The sequence below is a fragment of the Aeromonas sp. 603404 genome (assembly GCF_049171775.1).
GTDB classification, from domain to species: Bacteria; Pseudomonadota; Gammaproteobacteria; order Enterobacterales; family Aeromonadaceae; genus Aeromonas; species Aeromonas veronii_A.
The window spans coordinates 113,044-128,444 of the sequence record NZ_JAAKPE010000008.1 but is presented as its reverse complement, the minus strand read 5'-3'; the positions used below and the strand labels follow the sequence as shown (position 1 = coordinate 128,444).

Genomic DNA, 15,401 nt, shown 5'->3' with positions numbered 1-15,401 from the left:
TACAGGTGCATATCCCGCTGCCAGTACCATTAAAAACCCCCTCGTATCAGGAGGGGGTTGCAGAGGTTATTGCCGGATTAACCCTGAGGCTCAGGGAGCCAGCACCAGCTTGTAGACACCAAAGCCGGGGTGTTTGGCATCGGTGGGCGGCAGGGTCTCCACATAGTTCAGCTTGCCACCGGTCAGGGCTTGCGCCTCGCTGCGTGGCGAGCTGTAGATGCGCAGATCCAGATTGGCGGGCAGGGGGGCCAGCTGCCAGTTGTTGTCTGCTGGAGGCTCGAAACCGGCCGGATTCTTCTCTGCCAGATCCTTGAGGTATTCGGAGAGCACTTCGCGGGTTTCGAACTGATCTTCATGGACGATCACCTTGGCGTTGATGCCCGGGAAGTTGCCACCACCGCTGGCGCGGTAGTTGTTGGTCACCACGTAGAACATCTGGGCCGGGTCGATTGCCTTGCCCTGATAGGTGAGGTTGGTGATGCGATAGCTGTCGCTCACCTTGTTGCCATCCACATCGTAACGGGCGGGTTTGGTCACATCGACCTGATAGTTCACCCCGTCGATCACGTCGAAGTTGTAGGTGCGGTACTTCTCGTTCACCAGCCACTGGGTGGCGGTGCTGGTGGCATCGATCTTGTTGAACTGGACGGCGCTCTTCTCCAGCCACTCCTGTACGGTCGCGCCATTGATGGCGACCACCTGCAGGGTGTTGGGGTAGACATAGAGGTCGGCCACGTTGCGCAGGGAGATATCGCCAGCCGGTACATAGGTGAAGTCGGTCGGGCCGTTGCGACCGCCACGGAATGGCGCGGCGGCGGAGAGGATGGGCCATTTCTCCTTGAGCTGACCATCCTGTTGCAGCTTCTTGGCGTGCCACAACTGGGCGTCGCTGACGATCTGGATGGAGGGGTCATCCTGCACCAGCGCGAAGAAGCTGTGGATTGGCTTGGTGATCTTGCTGAGGGGCTCGTCCAGCCACTGGTTGGCCTGCTCGTGCTCGGCAATGACCTGATCGACTACCGTCTGGTCTTCGGTGCTGGTGACGCTGCTGTCGATCTTGCGCAGCTGGGACTGGCTGGAGGCCACTTCCCAGCGACCCTCTTTCCAGGTCATGTGCAGGTCGATGATGCCGAGGTGGTTACCCCAGACGCCCGGCATCACGGTCGGTACGCCCGCCAGAGTGCCTTTCTCGTTGTCCACGTCGGTCATGTTGGGGTAGTCGCCCGGGAAGGTGCGATGGGCATGGCCCAGCAGCAGGGCATCGACCCCTTTCACTTTGGCCAGCGGCAGGGCTGCGTTCTCCATCATGGGTTCGCGCGGGTCACCTATGATGCCGGTATGGGCCACGACCACGACGATGTCAGCGCCCTTGGCGCGGATTTCGGGTACATAGTGCTCGGCGGTCTCGACCATATCGGCCACCACCACCTTGCCTTCCAGATTGCGCTTGTCCCACTGGGTGATCTGGGGCGGAGTCAGCCCCAGCACACCGACCTTGATGGTCTGGGTATTGCCGTTGGCATCCTTCACCTGACGATCCAGCACCACATAGGGTTTGAACTTCTGCTTGCTCCAGTCGATGGTGCCCTTGCCATCACGGCTGAAGGCATCGGCCTGGAAGACGTTGGCGTTGATGTAGGGGTAGTTGGCCCCTTTCAGGGTCTCTGAGAGGAAGTCGAGACCGAAGTTGAATTCGTGGTTGCCCAGGTTGCCGACATCATAGCTCATGGTGTTGAGCGCCTTGATGGCGGGGTGAGTCTGCTTGCTCAGCCACTGCTGTTTGACCTGCTGGTCGTGGATATAGTCGGCCAGCGGGGTACCCTGGATCAGGTCGCCGTTGTCGATCAGCAAGTTGTTGGCGTTCTCGTCGCGGGCCTTGCGGATCAGCACTGCGGTGCGGGCGAAGCCCAGCGAGGCATCCGGCTTGTTCTGGTAGTAGTCGTAACTCAGCAGGTTGGAGTGGATATCAGAGGTTTCGATCAGCCGCAGGGTGAGATCACCGGGGGCCTGAGAGTTGTTGTCGTCACAGCCGGACAGCAAAAAGATAACTGCCACCGCGCTCAGTTTGAGGGTGGTTTTCATTGTTGGATTCTCTTGTTATGGGTATGCCAGCGTGGTGCATTCTATCGACAGCAAAAGAATCCGATTGTGAGCAGGCTGGCAATTCGGGCTAATTACCCTCCTGTTAATAGAGTTATGACTCTGATTTTCATCTGTTTTTTCGGGTCGCGCCCCTCGCTGCTTTTCCGCCGTTAGTCACCCTGTAGTCACCGCTGTGCGGTCGGGGCAAGCTGCGCGGCCTGCCGTTCCTGCGAGGCTGTAATGGTTGGTTACAGATCTCCATTCGACTGATAGATGACCTTTCCCTTAAATTCAGCGGCGATTGATTGCATCTAAAAATTACAAAGCGACAGCAAGGAATAAAACCTCATGAAAATGCACAACAAAGCGCTGCTGGCCATCGCCTGCGCCGCTACCCTGTCTGCCTGTGACAGCGAAAAAGCTGCCAACAGCATCGCCAAGCGGGTGCCGCTGGCTCTGCCGGAGGCGGGTCTTTACCAAGCGAATCTGATGAGCCACGACGGCGACAAGGCGACGCCGCGCATGATCAAGGATCTGGATGGTCTGGCGCTGGTCTACCCGAAGGGTGAAACCGTGCAGCACTGGGGTGTCTGGGTGGATCATCAGGTGGGCAAGGTCGAGACCAACAGCCAGTGGCTGGGTCAGGCTGACCAGAAAGCCGACAAAGACGGGATCTACCCGGTGCAGTTGATCCGCAACAGCGAACGGCTCGGCACCAGCACGGCGCTCAGCTCGGTGACCAACGACCACAACCTCATCACCTTCCAGGATCAGCCGGTCATCGATCTGCAGGGCAAGGAGATCAAGCGCTGGGTTTTTGATTTCACTCGGACCGGCACCAAGTTCTCCGACAATTCCCCCATCTATTCCGGTTTCAGCGGTCATGTGGCGGTGACGGCCCTGACCACCAAAGCGGTGACCACGGCCAGCTGGAGTGCCACGGACAGCGATGGCTTCAGCAGCGACATGGTGGGCAAGGTGGATACCACCAACAACGGCGGCAAGCTGACGGTAGCGATCGAGTTTCCGGCGGCAGGTTGTACGCTGGTGGGCGAGGGGAGTGCCACTGCCGGGTTGAGCAAGCTGACCATGACCGGATTTGGCAAGTGCAACTTCAAGCAATCCGCTGCCGCCACGCCGATCGAAAACCTCTGGAATGCCGCTCTGGCCCGGGCGATGGATAACCGCGTCGCCTATGTCGCCACCTATACCACGGATGCCAAAAAAGAGGCGCTGGTCATCGGCTTCCCCGGCACCAATGGCTTGCTGATCACCGCTGACAAGCGATAAGCAGCCCAACGGCAGGGGCGGGCAAACGCGCCTGAAACAACAAGGGAGCCAGTGGCTCCCTTGTTGTTTTCAACGCACGGTTTACAGCAGGAACAGGGTCGCCAGCCCGAGGAAGATAAAGAAGCCGCCGGTGTCGGTGATGGCGGTGATCATCACGCTGGCTCCCACCGCTGGGTCGCGGCCGAGGCGGGTCATGGTCATGGGGATAATCACCCCCATCAACGCCGCCACCAGCAGGTTGAGCATCATGGCCAGGGTCATCACGGCGCCGAGCGCCGCATCCTGATAGAGCAGATAGGTGGCAATGCCCATGGTGCCGCCCCACACCAGCCCGTTGATAAAGGCGACGCCGAGCTCCCGTAGCAGCAGGAAGGAGAGGTTGCCCGCCTGAATGTGCTGCAGCGCCAGCGCCCGCACTATCATGGTGATGGTCTGGTTGCCGGTGTTGCCGCCGATCCCGGCGACGATGGGCATCAGGGCCGCCAGCGCCACCAGCTGGGAGATGGTGTGCTCGAACATGCCGATCACCCGCGAGGCGACAAAGGCGGTGCAGAGGTTGATGGCAAGCCAGGCCCAGCGGGTCTTGACCGCCTTGCTGACAGGGGCAAACACATCTTCATCCTCGCTGATACCCCCCATCCGGCGCAGGTCGGTGTCACTCTCCTCATAGACCAGATCCACCACCTCTTCGACGGTGAGGCGGCCCATCAGCTTGCCCTTGCCATCCACCACGGCGGCGGAGAGCAGGTCATCCCGCTCGAAGGTGCGGGCGGCCGCTTCGTCGTTATCCTCCGGATCGAAGGTGACCGGATCCCGCTCCATCACGTCGCTCACCAGAGTGGCGGGCTTGTGCAGCAGCACAGTGGTGAGGGCCAGCTCCCCCAGCAAATGGTTGCGCCGATCGATGACGAACAGCTTGTCGGTGTTGGCGGGGATCTTGCCGCGCAGGCGCAGATAGCGCTGCACCGTAGCCAGACTCACCTCGGGGCGGATGGTGATGATCTCGAAGTCCATCATGGCGCCGACGGTGTGCTTGCCGTAGCGGATCACCTCCCGCACCCGATCCCGCTCGGCGGGGGCCATATAGGTGAGCAGCCGCCCCATCAGGTTGCGCGGCAGGTACTGGCCCAGATAGATCTGATCGTCGATATCCAGGGTACGCAGGGCGTGCAGCAGCTCCTTGTCGCTCATCCCGCTGATGAGGCTGTCCCACACCGTCTCCGAGGCCTCGACCAGAATCTGGCCGCGCTTCTCCTCCTCCACCAGTGCCCATAGGGCATGACGTTCATCGGGCGGCAGCGACTCCAGCGCATCGGCGACGTCGGCGGCAGGCAGCCCGTTGACCAGTGTGGTGAGTTCGCTGGTCTGATCGCGTTGCTCGGCATCCTGCACCACCTGCGGATCGAGCAGGCTGTCGGTGAGGGCATCATCGCGCAGCAGCAGGGTGAGAATGCGGGATCTGTCATCCGCGCGCTGCCGGGCGCTGTTCTTGATGGGAAGAGACATGGGATGAATTCCTGAGATGGTAGCCAAGGGCTCAATGCCCATAGGATACCAGACTTAAAACAACAGGTTATGACCGTGATGGGAGAAGAGGGGGGTAAAAGTGAGGCCACCTGCTGGTGGCCTCATGGTGAGTTGCCGATGATCCCTCAGGCGAGGGCTCGCTGGCGCTGCGGGGCCTCGCCAAACCAGGCGAGCCGGTCGGCCAAGGTCACCACCGAGCCCACCATGATCAGCGCCGGACTCTCAACCCCCACCGCCAGCGCGGGCAGCTCATCGAGAGTGCCACGAATGACCCGCTGGTAGGGCTGGGTGCCGCGCTCGATCAGCGCCACCGGGGTGTTGCCCGCCTTGCCGTGGGCCAGCAGCTGCTCGCGGATGGTGGCGCAGGATGATAGCCCCATGTAGAACACTAGCGTTTGCTTGTCCTTGGCCAGCAGCGGCCAGTCGAGATCCCGGGCGCCCCCCTTGCCGTGGGCGGTGACGAAGCGCACGCTCTGGGCGTGGTCGCGATGGGTCAGCGGAATGCCGGCGTAGGCGGCGCAGCCGCTGGCCGCGGTGATCCCCGGTACCACCTGAAAACCGATGCCGCTACCGACCAGCGTCTCCAGCTCCTCGCCGCCACGGCCGAAGATAAAGGGGTCGCCCCCCTTCAGCCGCACCACCCGTTGCCCCTTCTGCGCCTCCTCCAGCAAGAGCTGGTTGATCCCCTCCTGCGGCACGCAGTGGTTGCCCGCCTGCTTGCCGACGAAGATGCGCTTGGCGTCGCGGCGCACCAGCGCCATCACCTCGTCGGAGACCAATCGGTCATAGACCACCACGTCGGCTTGCTGCATCTGGCGCAGGGCGTGCAGGGTGAGCAGACCCGGATCGCCGGGGCCGGCCCCCACCAGCACCACTTCGCCAGCACTCTGGCTTTCGTCGGCAAACAGGTTGTCGGCCAGCTGGTTGGCAGAGGCGTGATCGCCCCGCGCCAGCGCCTGACCGAGTCGGTCTGCCCCGAGTAGCCGCTCCCAGAAGCGGCGCCGCTCGCCCATGCTGGCGAAGCGGGCCTTGACCCGCTCCCGCAGGCTGCCGGCAAAGGTCGCCACGGCACCCAGATGTTGCGGCAGCAGGGCTTCCAGTTTTTCCCGCAGCAGCCGGGCCAGCACAGGCGCCTTGCCGCCGGAGGAGATGGCCACCATCAGCGGCGAGCGGTCGATGATCGACGGCATGATGAAGCTGGAGCGCTTCGGGTCATCCACCACGTTGGCAAAGATCCGCGCCCGGTTGGCGCTTTGGTAAACCAGCGCATTCACCTCGCGCCGATCGGTAGCGGCCACCACCAGCCACTTGCCCGCCAGTTGTTCCGGCACAAATTCACCGGCCAGCCACTCGATGCTCCCGTTGGCAGCCAGTTCCGCCAGCTCGGGGTCGAGCTCGGGCGCGACCACGGTGAGCTGGGCACCGGCATCCAGCAGCAGGCGCGCCTTGCGCTCCGCTACCTCGCCGCCGCCGACCAGCAGCACGGGTTTGTTGTCGAGTCGGCAAAAGATGGGCAAGTAGTCCATGGGGCCTCCGGATCAGGCGGTTCGGGTCTGGTTGGCGGTGCTGGTGGTCTCGTGTACCGCGACCGGGCGCTCTGCTTTCGGGGTGGCATACCAGTAGCCGAGGCCCATAAAGAGAACGCCGGAGACGGTGTTGCCCAGGGTTACCCACAGCAGGTTGTGGCCGATGCCGCCCAGGGTGTAGGCCTCGGAGTGGGCGCCAAACCAGGAGAGGGCGAACAGGGTCATGTTGGCGATGGAGTGCTCGTAGCCGGAGGCGATAAAGGCCAGCAGGCACCACCAGATGGCGATGAAGCGGGCGGCCCCTTCGGTGCGCAGCGCCATCCAGATGGCGAGGCAGACCAGCCAGTTGCAGAGGATCCCCTTCATAAACAGGGTCAGGGCCGGGGCCTGAGTCTTGGCCAGCGCCACCTTGTGGGCCAGACTGCCCGCGTCCGGCAGCAGACTGCCGCCGTAGGAGTAGATGAGCGCCACCACGACGGAGCCAATCAGGTTGCCCGCCCAGGTCTGCGGCAGGATACGCAGCAGGTCGGCCATGGTGATTTTGCCCGTCTTCACCCCGAAGGTGAGGAACATGGTGTGGCCGGTAAACAGCTCGGAGCCGGCGATGATCACCAGCGTCAGGGCGATACCGAAGGTGGCCCCCATCACCAGCGGCCGGATGGCGGGATCCACCAGATTGCCGAGGGTGAAGATAAGGATGATGCCGAGGCCCACATAGGCCCCCGCCATGGCGGAGCTGAGCCAGAAGCCGAGCTTGTCGCTGCGCTCGAAGCGGTTGATGCGGGCCGCGTTGGCGGCGCACTTGTTGATGGTTTCCGTGTACATCTAGTGAGTCCTTGAAAGGGCTGCCCTCTGGCAGCCCGAAAGAGAGTGAATTTGGCTTTAGACGGCGACCCAGACCTGCTGGTCGCGTACTTCAACGGGGTAGCTTTGAACCGACATCGCAGGGTTGTCGAAACAGTGGCCATCGCTCAGGCGAAAGCGCTGCTTCTTGAGCGGGCTGGCGACCCAGAGCTCGCCGTCGTGTTCGCAGATCAGGCCCCGCGACAGCACGTTGGCGGCGAAGAAGGGATCCCGGTTGTCGATGGCGAACACCTCGGCGGCCGCGCTCGGGCGGAACAGGGCGATCTGGCGACCTTCAATGAGTGCGCAGACACCGGTTCCCGGCAGGATGTCGTTGAGTTGGCAGGCAAGTTTCATCATTTGGTCTCCACCTCGATCTGGTAGACGGGGATGCGCTCGGCCGGGGTCGCCGGTCGGTGCTGGTCGCGCTCGGCGACGAACTGAACGTCCGGATCGCGCTTGTCGCTGTTGATGAAGTGGCTGAAGCGCTTGAGCGCCTCCTCTTCATTGAGGGTGCGCGACCATTCGCACTCGTAGCTGTTGATGAGAGTCTGGATATCGCGCTCCAGCGTCTCGGCCAGCCCCAGCTTGTCATCGACGATCACTTCGCGCAGGTAGTCGACACCCCCTTCCAGATTGCCGAGCCAGACCGAGGTGCGCTGCAGTTTGTCGGCGCTGGTGACGTAGAACATCATAAAGCGGTCGATCAGCTTGATGAGGGTCTCGCGGTCGAGGTCAGACGCCAGCAGATCGGCGTGGCGCGGCTTCATGCCGCCGTTGCCCCCCACATAGAGGTTCCAGCCCGCGTCGGTGGCGATGATGCCGACATCCTTACCTTGGGCTTCCGCACATTCGCGGGTACAGCCGGAGACGCCGAACTTCATCTTGTGCGGGGTGCGAATGCCCTTGTAGCGGTTCTCGAGGAAGACCCCGAGGCCAACGCTGTCCTGAACGCCGAAGCGGCACCAGGTGCTGCCGACGCAGGTTTTGGCCATGCGCAGTGCCTTGGCGTAGGCCTGACCGGTCTCGAATCCGGCTGCCAGCAGTTTGCGCCAGATGGCGGGCAGGTCATCCTTCTGGGCCCCGAACAGGCCGATGCGCTGGGCGCCGGTGATCTTGGTGTAGAGCTTGTAGTCGCGGGCCACTTCGGCCACCGCCAGCAGCCCTTCCGGAGTCACTTCGCCACCGGCCATGCGCGGGATGACGGAGTAGCTGCCGTCTTTTTGCATGTTGCCGAGGAAGATGTCGTTGGTGTCCTGCAACGGGATGTTGCGCGGGCTCAGCACATGCTCGTTCCAGCAGGAGGCGAGGATGGAGCCGACGGTCGGTTTGCACACCTCACAGCCATAGCCCTGACCGTGCTTGGCCAGCAGCTCGTCGAAGCTCTTGATCCCCTCCACCTTGACCAGATGGAACAGCTCCTGACGGGAGTGGGGGAAGTGGGCGCAGAGGTGGTTGTTGACCTCGATGCCCTGCTTCACCAGCTCGGCGTTGAGTACCTGACTGATGAGCGGCACACAGCCGCCGCAGCCGGTTCCGGCCTTGGTGTGCTGCTTGATGGCGGCCAGGGTGGTGTGACCCTCGGCCACCGCCTGAGCGATGTCGCCTTTGGAGACGTCAAAGCAGGAGCAGATCTGGGCGCTTTCCGGCAGGGCATCCACCCCCAGCGTCGGTTTGGCTCCGGCGTAGGCGGGCAGGATCAGGGTGTCCGGGTGGCTCGGCAGCGGCAGGGCGTTGAGCATCATCTGCAGCAGGTTGCCGTAATCTTCCACGTCACCCACCAGCACGGCGCCGAGCAATCGGCTGTTGTCTTCGCTCACCACGATCTTCTTGTAGACGCCAGCCTGATCGTCCTGAAACACATAGCTGTGGCTGCCCGGGGTGCGGCCGTGAGCATCGCCGATGGAGCCGACGGAGACGCCGAGCAGTTTCAGCTTGGCGCTCATGTCTGCCCCTTCGAAGCGGCTGTCACCGCCGAGCAGATGGTCGACGGTGATCTGGGCCATCTTGTAGCCCGGCGCTACCAGCCCGAAGAAGCGGCCCTGCCAGGCGGCGCACTCGCCGATGGCATAGATGTCGGGGTCTGAGGTGAGGCAGTGATCGTCGATGACGATGCCGCCGCGCTCGGCGATGGCGAGATCACCGTAACGGCCGAGGGTATCTTGCGGGCGAATGCCGGTGGAGAAGACCACCACATCCACTTCCAGCTGGCTGCCATCGGCGAAGGAGAGGCGGTGTTTCGCCTGCTCACCGCCATGCATCAGGATCTCGCTGGTGCTCTTGCTGGTGTGCACCTGCACGCCCATGGATTCAATCTTGCGGCGCAGCAGCTGGCCGCCCTGACCGTCGAGCTGCTCGGCCATCAGTACCGGAGCAAACTCCACAACGTGGGTCTCGAGACCCAGCGCCTTGAGGGCACCGGCCGCTTCGAGGCCAAGCAGGCCGCCCCCGATCACCACCCCGCTCTTGCCACTCCTGGCGGCGCTGCGAATGGCTTTCAGATCCTCGATGGTGCGGTAGACGAAGCACTCGTGGTGCTGACTGCCCGCAATGGGCGGCACCCAGGGGTAGGAGCCGGTGGCCAGCACCAGCTTGTCGTACCCGACCACAGTGCCCTTGTTGGAGTGCACTTCGCGGTTGGCCCTGTCGATTTTTTTCACCGCTTCGCCGAGCAGCAGGCGGATGCCGTGCTTGTCGTAGAAGCCGGGTTTGACGAGGGAGAGATCTTCGCTGGTGTGATGGGAGAAGTAGGAGGAGAGATGGACGCGATCGTAGGCGGGACGGGGTTCTGCACCGAAGACGGTGATCTCGTAGCGGCCCGGCTCGGCCCGCTCGATCAACTCTTCGATGAAGCGGTGCCCCACCATGCCGTTGCCCACAACGACCAGTCTGACTTTGCTCATGATTGCCTCTAGTTTGGAGTAATAAAACATCATTCTGGGGCTAGGCTACCCAGTCAGTCGGGGCGGGCAATTGATGCAAATCAAGTGTCTATTTATATATCTCGTCAGGGGTAATTCGATAAAATTCAAAGATATACAAAAATAGGTATACCAGTTGATGATTTCTGCGCTGGCTTGGAGTGAGGGGTGGTGGAGGGAAAGCCCGGTTTACCCACGGCCGGGGAGTGAAAACTTCTGGCGGAAAATGGCCGGCCTCGCACTGGGCGAGACCGGCATCAGCTGAACAAGGTGGCGCGTCAGGCGATATGGCGGCGGAACATGGCGAGCGCTAGCGACAGGGTGACGCCGGCGATGGCGAGCAGCGGCCAGAGCAGGGGCCAGGCGGCCGACCAGTCAAACCCCTTGAGGAAGACCCCCTTGAGCAGCACGATGAAGTGGGTGAGGGGGTCGATGGCCGCCAGCCACTGGAACACCTGCGGCATATTCTCCACCGGCGAGATGTAGCCCGAGAGGATCACCGCCGGGACGGTGAAGGAGAAGACCCCGAGAAAGGCCTGCTGCTGGGTCGAGCAGAACGACGAGATGAAGAGCCCGATCCCGGCCAGTGCCAGCCCGTAGCAGACCATGCCCGCCATCAGCAGGCTGAGGCTGCCGGCAAAGGGGAGGTGAAAGACAAAACGGGCGGCCAGCGCGACTATGCACCCTTGCCCCACCGCCACCATGATGCCGGGCACCGCCTTGCCCGCCATGATCCAGCCCGCGGTGAGGGGGGAGACCAGCAGCTGATCGAAGGTGCCCTCTTCCCGCTCCCGCGCGACCGAGAGGGCGGTGACAATCAGGCAGCCAGTGGTGGTGATGATGGCCACCAGCGCTGGCAGGATATGCCAGTGGAACTCGACGTTGGGGTTGTAGAGGTTGCGTACCGCCAGCTCGGGTTGCCCCTTGCCCTCACTTTGCCAGCGGGCGATCACCTGACTGATGTAGCCAGCCGCCACCTGACCACCGTTGGAGCGGCGTCCGTCGATGATCAGCTGTACCTTGGCCTGTTCGCCCCGTGCCAGCCGGCGCGAAAAATCGCCCGGAATAATCAGCCCGAGCAGTGCCTGTTGCCCGGTGATGGCCTCGGTCATGCCCGCCTCGCCTTGTACCGGGATGATGGTGGTAAAGGCGGGCATATGGGTGAGGCGCTCCAGCAGCTCGCGGCTCTGGGCACCGCCATCCTGGTTGTAGATGGCCAGCGTGTTGCCGGTCACCTCCAGAGTGGCGGCGAACGGGAAGAGGGCGGTCTGCAGCAGCACCGGCATGATGAGCAGAAAGCGCCCCTGAGTATTGCCCATCAGGGCCTGCAGCTCTTTTCGGATCAGCCACCAGAGTCGGATCAGCATGGGTTACTCCAGAGTGCGCCGCGTCTTGCGGGCGGTCAGGGCCAGCCAGAAACCGGCCAGCAGCAGCAGACAGAAACCGTTGACCAGCAGGATCGAAAAAACGCTGCCCGCCTGATAGAGGGTCTGCAAGGAGCTCGCGAAGTAGCGGGCCGGAATGAGGTGGGTGATGGCCCGAAGCCAAGGCGGCATGCTGGCGATCTCGAAGACGAAGCCCGACAGCATCACGGCGGGCAGAAAGGCGGCGATCAGCGCTGCCTGTGCGGCGTTGAACTGGCTGCGCATCACGGTGGAGAGAAACAGCCCGAGCCCGAGGGCGCTGCCGAGAAAGACGCTGGTGACCAGAAAGAGCAGCAGCAGGGAGCCGCGCCACGGCACGCCCATCACCGCCACCGAGAAGAGCAGGCAGAGCAGCATGGCGATGATGCCAAGGCCGTAGTAGGGCAACAGCTTGGAGAGCAGCAGCTCCCCCTTGGTGACCGGGGTGGCGAGCAGCGCCTCCATGGTGCCGCGCTCCCACTCCCGCGCCACCACCAGCGAGGTGAGCAGGGCCCCTATGATGGTCATCACCACCGCAATGGAGCCCGGCACCAGAAAGTTGCGGCTCACCAGCGCCGGATTGAACCAGGCGCGGCTCTCTATCGACACCGGCATGGCGACCCCCTCGCCAGCGAGCCACCCCTGCCAGATCCCCTGCACATAGTTGGTGACGAAGTTGGCGGTGTTGGGCTCGGAGCCGTCGGTCAGCAGCAGTGCCTGCGGCGTGCCATTGCCCTGACCGGCCATGGCGCGGGAGAAGCCGTCATCGATCACCAGCAGGCCGCGGATCTCGCCACGGGCCAGACTGGCGAGCAGGGACTCTTTGCTCGGCCCGCTGTGGATCTCCAGCGCGGTAGAGCCGCGCAGGGCCTGCTCCAGCCGCACCGCCGGAGCGCCGCTATCGGTACGCCAGATGCCGAGGCGCAGATGGTCCACATCGAGATTGATGGCGTAACCCATTACCACCAGCAGCACCACCGGCATGATGAAGGCGATGAGGATGCTGCTCGGGTCACGGACGATTTGCAGCGTCTCCTTGCGGCAGAGGGCCAGCAGTCGCCGACGGTTGATGCTCATGCGTCCTCCTCGCTGGCCCGCTCGACCAGGGTGATAAAAGCCTCTTCCATTGTTGGCAAAGAACAGGTCGGCAAGGAGCCGGTTGGCAAAGAGGTCGCCGCCTCTTTGGCGGCCAGCCCCTTGAGATCGTCCGGGGTGCCGAGGGCCAGCAGCTTGCCGCGATAGATGAGGGCGATGCGGTCGCAATACTCCGCCTCATCCATAAAGTGGGTGGTGACCAGCACGGTGACGCCGTGGTCGGCCAGCGCGTTGATGTGCGACCAGAACTCGCGCCGGGTTACCGGATCGACCCCGGAGGTGGGCTCGTCGAGGAACAGCAGCGGCGGCTCGTGCAGCAGGGCGCAGGCCAGCGATAAGCGCTGACGCAGGCCGAGGGGCAGGGATTCCGCCTTCTGATCGAGCCAGGGGGCGAGGGCAAAGGCAGTCACCATGGCGTCGATCCGCGTCTGCTGGTGGCGGCCGAACAGGCCGTAGATACCGGCGAAGAAGGAGAGGTTCTGCGCCACGGTGAGCTGCTTGTAGAGGGAGAACTTCTGCGCCATGTAACCGAGGCGCTGACGTGCCGCCGAGGGGCTGTGGGCCAGATCGATGCCGGTCACCAGCGCCTGTCCCTCGCTCGGGCGCAGCAGGCCGCACTCCATCTTGAAGGTGGTGGACTTGCCCGCCCCGTTGGGGCCGAGCAGGCCGAAGATTTCGCCGCGGCGCACCGCAAAGCTGACATCATCGGTGGCGGCAAAATCGCCGAACCGCTTGGTGAGGTGGCGCGCTTCGATCACCGCCTCGGGGGAGACCCCCTGCGGCAGTTCTGCTTCGCGCATCCCGGCCGCCAGACTCGACTCTCCGCCGGGACCGCCGCCGAGCAGGTCGATAAAGGCATCCTCCAGCCGGGGCTGGGCCGGTTGAAAAGCGCCGTTGGCGAGATGCAGCTCCGCCAGCGGTGGGGGTGTCATGCCCGGGTGCAGCAGCAGGCGAACCCGCTCCCCTGCCACCGCGCCATCCATCACCGCCGGGTGGGCCAGTGCCCGGCGCAGCAGGGCGCGCCGCTCGCGGCCATCCAGTTGCCCCGCCTCCAGCAGCCAGCAGCGGCTGGCCATGGCCCCCATCAGATCGGCTGGCGTGCCGCTGGTACGCACCTCGCCATCTGCCATCAGCAGCACGTGGTCGCACAGCTCCGCCTCATCGAGATAGGCGGTACTCCAGAGTACCGTCATCCCTCCCTTGGCCAGCTCGCGCACCATCTGCCAGAGGGCGCGGCGGGAGATGGGATCGACCCCGACCCCCGGTTCGTCGAGCAGCAGCACATCCGGGGTGCCGAGCAGGGCGCAGGCTAGCCCGAGTTTTTGTTTCATCCCGCCAGAGAGCTTGCCCGCAGGCCGCGCGGTGAAGCGGGCAAGATCGGTGAAGGCGAGCAGCCGCGCGAAGGTGGGTGTGCGTTCGGGCTCCAGTACGCCGCGCAAGTCAGCGTAGAGGGTGAGGTTCTCCAGCACGCTGAGATCCTCGTAGAGGCCGAACTGCTGGGGCATATAGCCGAGGCGCTGACGCAGCAGGTCTCCCTCGCTCACCGGATCCAGCCCCAGCACCCGGATGGTGCCCGCTTCGGGGATCAGCAGACCGGCCAGCAGGCGCAGCAAAGTGCTCTTGCCCGCGCCGTCGGGGCCCACCAGCCCGGTGATGCCGCCAGCCGGAATGGTGCCCGAGATGGCGTTGAGGGCGACCCGCTCGCCAAAGCGTTTGGTGAGCCCCTCAAGGGAGATGGCGCTGTTCATGGCGCCAGCCTGACGGTGACCGGCATCCCTTGGCGCAGGGCTTGGTCGGGATCCTGCACTACGATGCGCAGCCGGTAGACGAGGTGAGTGCGCAGATCCGGCGTCTCCACCGATTTCGGGGTGAACTCGGCGGTCGGCGAGACAAAGCCCACCACCCCGTGATAGGGCTGATCAGGCCGCGAGTCGGTGGTGAGGGTCACTTTGGCGCCGCTCGGGAAGTGGCCGAGCCAGGGTTCCTCCACATAGGCGCGCACCCAGACTGGCGCGGTCAGGGAGAGGTTGAAGGCGGTCGCTCCGCTCTGCACCATGCTGCCGTTCTCGATGGCGCGACTGATGATGATGCCATCGCTGGGGGCGGTCAGGTTGGCATCAGCCAGCGCCAGTTCGGCACTGGCGAGCGCCGCTTTGGCCCCTTCCAGCTGGGCATCGGACTGGGCGATTTCCTCCGGGCGGTAGCCGGTTTCGAGCTGGGCGAGCTGTTCGCGTGCCGAGCGTACCTGCGCCTGAGTCTGATCCCGCTGGGAGCGGGCGGTATCGAGCTGACCGCGGGAGATGGCGCCGGTGGCGGCCAATGCGCTCTGGCGGCGCCACTGCTGGTCGGCTTCCAGTGCAGCGGCTTCGGCGGCGGCCAGTGCGGCCCGGGCGCGGTCGGTCTCTTCGCTGCGATAGCCTTTGTGGATCAAGGTGTTGGCGGCAGTGAGCGCGGCCAGACTGGCGCGGGCGCTGTCGCGGCTGTGGGTGAGGGGAACCGGATCGAGGCGGGCCAGCAGTTGACCGGCTTTTACCCTATCCCCCTCATCGACCAGTATCTGATCGACGCGGCCGCCGACCCGAAAGGCCAGATTGACGTCGCGAATATCGACGTTGCCGTAGAGGATGGAGCCGTCAGCCGGGCGCCCCTGCCACCAGAGGTAGCCACCGATAACGGTTAGCAGCAGGGCTGCGATGGCAATGCGTTGCTTCATA

Annotated in this window: 11 protein-coding genes; 1 reads left to right on the top strand and 10 read right to left on the bottom strand. The window is 63.8% G+C overall.

Annotation, left to right across the window (positions count from 1 at the left end):
* Window positions 1-90 precede the first annotated feature (90 nt).
* Complete coding sequence (locus G5306_RS12695) at window positions 91-2,082, bottom strand: bifunctional 2',3'-cyclic-nucleotide 2'-phosphodiesterase/3'-nucleotidase (protein ID WP_421312947.1); 1,992 nt, start codon at window positions 2,080-2,082, stop codon at window positions 91-93.
* A gap of 348 nt (window positions 2,083-2,430) precedes the next feature.
* On the opposite strand from G5306_RS12695, the gene G5306_RS12690 reads away from it, so the two are divergent.
* Window positions 2,431-3,372 (top strand): hypothetical protein, encoded by a 942-nt coding sequence (locus G5306_RS12690; RefSeq protein ID WP_421312946.1) that lies wholly within the window; start codon window positions 2,431-2,433, stop codon window positions 3,370-3,372.
* Between the two features lie 81 nt (window positions 3,373-3,453).
* On the opposite strand, the gene mgtE is transcribed toward G5306_RS12690, so the two are convergent.
* The 9 genes from mgtE to hlyD all read right to left on the bottom strand — a co-directional run bounded on the left by mgtE (window position 3,454) and on the right by hlyD (window position 15,400).
* On the bottom strand, window positions 3,454-4,878 hold the full coding sequence (mgtE, locus tag G5306_RS12685; RefSeq protein WP_421312945.1) for a magnesium transporter: 1,425 nt from the start codon (window positions 4,876-4,878) through the stop codon (window positions 3,454-3,456).
* 146 nt (window positions 4,879-5,024) lie between these two features.
* Window positions 5,025-6,425: a siroheme synthase CysG gene (gene cysG / locus G5306_RS12680; RefSeq protein ID WP_421312944.1), complete on the bottom strand. Its 1,401-nt coding sequence runs from the start codon at window positions 6,423-6,425 to the stop codon at window positions 5,025-5,027.
* A 12-nt stretch (window positions 6,426-6,437) separates the two neighbouring features.
* Window positions 6,438-7,250 carry a nitrite transporter NirC gene (gene nirC, locus G5306_RS12675; RefSeq protein WP_158114104.1) on the bottom strand — a complete coding sequence of 271 codons (813 nt, stop codon included), beginning with the start codon at window positions 7,248-7,250 and terminating at the stop codon, window positions 6,438-6,440.
* 57 nt (window positions 7,251-7,307) lie between these two features.
* Complete coding sequence (gene nirD / locus G5306_RS12670; protein ID WP_041202829.1) at window positions 7,308-7,625, bottom strand: nitrite reductase small subunit NirD; 318 nt, start codon at window positions 7,623-7,625, stop codon at window positions 7,308-7,310.
* Window positions 7,625-10,171: a nitrite reductase large subunit NirB gene (nirB, locus tag G5306_RS12665; protein ID WP_421312943.1), complete on the bottom strand. Its 2,547-nt coding sequence runs from the start codon at window positions 10,169-10,171 to the stop codon at window positions 7,625-7,627. The genes nirD and nirB overlap by 1 nt, the downstream gene beginning before the upstream one ends.
* A gap of 296 nt (window positions 10,172-10,467) precedes the next feature.
* Complete coding sequence (locus G5306_RS12660; protein WP_216949949.1) at window positions 10,468-11,556, bottom strand: ABC transporter permease; 1,089 nt, start codon at window positions 11,554-11,556, stop codon at window positions 10,468-10,470.
* Between the two features lie 3 nt (window positions 11,557-11,559).
* Entirely contained in the window at window positions 11,560-12,669 is a 1,110-nt protein-coding gene (locus G5306_RS12655) for an ABC transporter permease (RefSeq protein WP_323945981.1), read from the bottom strand.
* Window positions 12,666-14,435, bottom strand: coding sequence for an ATP-binding cassette domain-containing protein (locus G5306_RS12650; RefSeq protein WP_421312942.1), 1,770 nt, complete (start codon window positions 14,433-14,435; stop codon window positions 12,666-12,668). Before G5306_RS12650 ends, G5306_RS12655 begins: the two co-directional genes overlap by 4 nt.
* Window positions 14,432-15,400: a secretion protein HlyD gene (gene hlyD / locus G5306_RS12645; protein ID WP_421312941.1), complete on the bottom strand. Its 969-nt coding sequence runs from the start codon at window positions 15,398-15,400 to the stop codon at window positions 14,432-14,434. The genes G5306_RS12650 and hlyD overlap by 4 nt, the downstream gene beginning before the upstream one ends.
* Window position 15,401 lies beyond the last annotated feature (1 nt).

Excerpts from the sequence above, each read along its gene's own strand:
- G5306_RS12695 (WP_421312947.1), bottom strand. The coding sequence starts at position 2,082 with ATGAAAACCACCCTCAAACTGAGCGCGGTGGCAGTTATCTTTTTGCTG.
- G5306_RS12690 (WP_421312946.1), top strand. The coding sequence starts at position 2,431 with ATGAAAATGCACAACAAAGCGCTGCTGGCCATCGCCTGCGCCGCTACC.
- mgtE (WP_421312945.1), bottom strand. The coding sequence starts at position 4,878 with ATGTCTCTTCCCATCAAGAACAGCGCCCGGCAGCGCGCGGATGACAGA.
- cysG (WP_421312944.1), bottom strand. The coding sequence starts at position 6,425 with ATGGACTACTTGCCCATCTTTTGCCGACTCGACAACAAACCCGTGCTG.
- nirC (WP_158114104.1), bottom strand. The coding sequence starts at position 7,250 with ATGTACACGGAAACCATCAACAAGTGCGCCGCCAACGCGGCCCGCATC.
- nirD (WP_041202829.1), bottom strand. The coding sequence starts at position 7,625 with ATGAAACTTGCCTGCCAACTCAACGACATCCTGCCGGGAACCGGTGTC.
- nirB (WP_421312943.1), bottom strand. The coding sequence starts at position 10,171 with ATGAGCAAAGTCAGACTGGTCGTTGTGGGCAACGGCATGGTGGGGCAC.
- G5306_RS12660 (WP_216949949.1), bottom strand. The coding sequence starts at position 11,556 with ATGCTGATCCGACTCTGGTGGCTGATCCGAAAAGAGCTGCAGGCCCTG.
- G5306_RS12655 (WP_323945981.1), bottom strand. The coding sequence starts at position 12,669 with ATGAGCATCAACCGTCGGCGACTGCTGGCCCTCTGCCGCAAGGAGACG.
- G5306_RS12650 (WP_421312942.1), bottom strand. The coding sequence starts at position 14,435 with ATGAACAGCGCCATCTCCCTTGAGGGGCTCACCAAACGCTTTGGCGAG.
- hlyD (WP_421312941.1), bottom strand. The coding sequence starts at position 15,400 with ATGAAGCAACGCATTGCCATCGCAGCCCTGCTGCTAACCGTTATCGGT.